Origin of the sequence: Xenophilus sp. (assembly GCF_044462705.1) — a bacterium.
GTDB lineage: Bacteria > Pseudomonadota > Gammaproteobacteria > Burkholderiales > Burkholderiaceae_C > Xenophilus > Xenophilus azovorans.
Genome location: NZ_JBIQNC010000321.1, coordinates 1 through 3,536, shown reverse-complemented (window position 1 = coordinate 3,536; position 3,536 = coordinate 1). Strand labels below are relative to the sequence as shown.

General features: G+C 67.9%; 4 protein-coding genes. 2 read left to right on the top strand and 2 right to left on the bottom strand.

All coding sequences use genetic code 11. From position 1 onward, the window contains the following. A partial coding sequence (locus ACIY1X_RS25555; protein WP_399686267.1) for a GlxA family transcriptional regulator occupies positions 1 to 483 on the top strand: 483 nt, incomplete at its 5' end. A 176-nt stretch (positions 484 to 659) separates the two neighbouring features. Here ACIY1X_RS25555 and ACIY1X_RS25550 read toward each other — a convergent pair. Further along, positions 660 to 2,171, bottom strand: coding sequence for a tripartite tricarboxylate transporter permease (locus ACIY1X_RS25550; protein WP_399686266.1), 1,512 nt, complete (start codon positions 2,169 to 2,171; stop codon positions 660 to 662). 10 nt (positions 2,172 to 2,181) lie between these two features. Beyond that, positions 2,182 to 2,667, bottom strand: a complete 486-nt coding sequence (locus ACIY1X_RS25545) for a tripartite tricarboxylate transporter TctB family protein (RefSeq protein ID WP_399686263.1) — start codon at positions 2,665 to 2,667, stop codon at positions 2,182 to 2,184. Between the two features lie 237 nt (positions 2,668 to 2,904). Between ACIY1X_RS25545 and ACIY1X_RS25540 the strand changes: the two genes are divergently transcribed. Then, positions 2,905 to 3,351: a MarR family winged helix-turn-helix transcriptional regulator gene (locus ACIY1X_RS25540; RefSeq protein ID WP_399686260.1), complete on the top strand. Its 447-nt coding sequence runs from the start codon at positions 2,905 to 2,907 to the stop codon at positions 3,349 to 3,351. Positions 3,352 to 3,536: the final 185 nt, after the last annotated feature.

Genomic DNA, 3,536 nt, shown 5'->3' with positions numbered 1-3,536 from the left:
TCCGCCGGCGTCAGCACCGGCATCGACATGGCACTGGCGATGGTGGCCGGCGACCTGGACGCGGCGGTCGCCGGCGAGGTGGCCAAGCGGCTGGTGCTCTACGCCCGCCGCCCCGGCCATCAATCGCAGTTCAGCCCGCTGCTGCAGGCGCAGGCGAAGGCCGACAGTCCCTTTGCCGATCTCATCGGATGGATCCATGCCCACCTCGCGGCGCCGCTGGACGTGCCGGCGCTGGCCGCCCGCGCCGGCCTGTCGGAGCGCACCTTCCACCGCAAGTTCATAGCAGCCACGGGCGAAACGCCGGCCCGCTTCGTCGAGACGGCGCGGCTGGACGCGGCGCGCCTGCTGCTCGCGCGCGGGGTATCGCTCAAATCGGTCGCCGTGCAGGTGGGCCTCTTCCCGGCGACGCGGCTGACGCAGGCTTTCGAGCAGCGTTTCGGCATCTCGCCGCGGCTGTTCCGCGACATGCATGCCGGGTTCTGAGCGCATCTGCAGGCCCGGGCGCGCATCCTGCAACTGAGGCGCCAGCACGTCCATGAACACGCGGCTCCTCGCAGGCGCCGCCAGCCGAAGGGTTCGCGCCGCGCGCATGACCCGCGGGCTCATCGCGCGCCTTCGCCGCTGATTGCACGGTGACAGAGACTGCGCGCGGCAGCCGCCTATGCCTCCACGAAGGCCTCCTCGCGCTTGGACTTCACGGCGGGCAGCAGCACGATGACCACCATGATGGCGGCGGCGACCAGCAGGCCGGCCGAGATCGGCCGCGTGACCAGCACCGACCAGTCGCCGCGCGAGAGCAGCAGCGCCCGGCGCAGGTTCTCCTCCATCATCGGCCCCAGGATCAGCCCCAGCAGCAGCGGCGCCGGCTCGCAGCCCAGCTTGATGAAGACGTAGCCGACCACGCCGAACACGGCCACCATCCACACGTCGAAGGTGTTGTTGTTCGTCGAGTACACGCCGATCGCGCAGAACAGCACGATCGCGGGAAACAGCCACTTGTACGGGATGGACAGCAGCTTGATCCACATGCCGATCAGCGGCAGGTTCAGCACGATCAGCATCAGGTTGCCGATCCACATCGAAGCGATCAGGCCCCAGAAGAGTTCGGGGTTGCTGCTCATCACCTGCGGGCCGGGCTGGATGTTGTGGATGGTCATCGCGCCCACCATCAGTGCCATCACGGGGTTGCCGGGGATGCCCAGCGTCAGCAGCGGGATGAAGGCGGTCTGCGCGCCGGCGTTGTTGGCCGATTCGGGGCCGGCCACGCCGCGGATGTTGCCCTGGCCGAAGGGCGTCTCGCCCTGCTTGAGCTTGAGCTTCTTCTCCATGGTGTAGGACGCGAAGGACGACAGCAGCGCGCCGCCGCCCGGCAGGATGCCCAGCGAGCAGCCCAGCGCGGTGCCCCGCAGCATGGCCGGCGTCATGCGCTTGAAGTCGTCCCGGGTCGGCCAGACGCCGTGCAGCTTGGCCGTGTAGGCTGCGCGGTCCTCCTCCGGCTGCCCCAGATTGGAGATGATCTCGCCGTAGCCGAACACGCCCATGGCGATGGCGATGAAGCTGATGCCGTCGGTCAGTTCCGGAATGTCAAAGCTGTAGCGCGCCACGCCGGAGTTCACGTCGGTGCCCACCAGGCCCAGCAGCAGCCCCAGGATGATCATGCAGATGGCCTTGAGCAGCGAGCCCGAGGCCAGCACGACGGCACCGATCAGGCCCAGCACCATCAGGCTGAAGTACTCGGCCGGGCCGAACTTGAAGGCCAGCTCGGTCAGCGGCGGCGCGAAGGCGGCCAGCACGACGGTGCCCACGCAGCCGGCGAAGAAGGAGCCCAGGCCGGCCGCCGCCAACGCCGGCCCGCCGCGCCCGGCCTTGGCCATCTGGTGCCCGTCGATCGCGGTCACCACCGAGGACGATTCACCGGGCAGGTTGACCAGGATGGCGGTGGTGGAGCCGCCGTACTGCGAGCCGTAGTAGATGCCGGCCAGCATGATCAGCGCCGCCACCGGCGGCAGCGCGTAGGTGGCCGGCAGCAGCATGGCGATGGTGGCCACCGGGCCGATGCCGGGCAGCACGCCGATCAGCGTGCCCAGCAGGCAGCCGACGAAGGCGTAGGCCAGGTTCTGCAGGCTGAAGGCGGCCTGGAAGCCGAGGGCGAGGTGGTCGAACAATTCCATGGCGCCGGTCTCAGCTGATGAAGGTGGGCCAGACCTGGAATTGCAGCTTCAGGCCGACGATGAAGACCAGGTAGCTGCCGACGGCCAGGATGGTCGCGAGGATCAGCGTGGGCCGCAGCGCGAAGCTGGTGCCGGCCATGGCAGCGATGAGCGTCAGCGCATAGATGGCGATGATCAGCCCCATGGCCGGCACGCCGATGCTGGGCAGCCCGCCCAACAGGATGCCGAACACCACGTTGGCGCCGATGATCAGCAGCAAGGGCCGCCACGCAGCCCGGCCGATGGGTTCGCCATCGGCGGTCCTCACCGTGAGGGCGCCGGCGACCGCCACCAGGCCCAGCACGGCCAGCAGGATGCCCAGCAGCAGCGGAAAGTAGCCAGGGCCCATGCGGGCGGCGTCGCCGACGTGGTAGCTGGTCGCGCCGGCGGCGAAGGCCGTTCCCATGGCGGTGAACATGAGGCCGGAAAAGAAGTCCTTCTGGCTTTGAATCTTCATCGATCGGAGGAATGGTTGGAGGGCAGGCGTGCGAACGAAGTCCCGGCGCGATGCGCCGGCCGTTCGCTCTCGGGTGGCCCGCTGCTGCGAGCCGCAAGACGTCAGGGCGCCGTCAGATATGTCATGTTATGAGTCAATATAGATCACATCATGAGTAATTACCCTGCCGATCGGCAGATCGAGGACGGACGGCCCCGCGCGAGCTAAAGTACGAGGAAAAGTTCCGCAAGGTTGCTCATGAATGACCCTGATCCCACGCCGAGGACCGACAAGCAGCGGCTGGAGGCGTTGTCCGACTTCCGGCACCAGCTGCGCAATTTCCTGCGCTTCAGCGAGGACGCCGCGCGGGCCGAAGGCATCACGGTGCTGCAGTACCAGCTGCTGCTGCACACGCAGGCGTTCCCAGAACGCGAGTGGGCGACGGTGTCGGAGATCGCGGAGCGGCTGCAGGCGCAGGTGCACGGGGTCGTGGCGCTCATCTCGCGATGCGAAGAAGCGGGGCTGGTTCGGCGCCGCCAGAGCGAGGTGGATCGCCGCCAGACCGAGATCCATCTGCTGCCCAAGGGACGGCGCAAGCTGCTCAGGCTGGCGTCACTGCACGAGACCCATCTGGCTGCACTCGCCGAGGCGGCCCGCCTGGCAAAGGCCATTGCTCAGTCCGCGGCGAAAGGCAAGAGCGCCTGAGCGAGGCGGTGCCTTGCTGCAGGCAGCCGCGGATCACGCGGCTTCCGCGACAGGTGACTGCGCGCGATTCAGCCCCAGTTCGCTCTTCACGAGTTCGATGAACGTCCGGCCCAGTTGGGAGGTCGGCCGATTGACGTTCGTCACGCTGTAGATGGCGAAACTCGGCGCCTTCGGAATCTTGATGA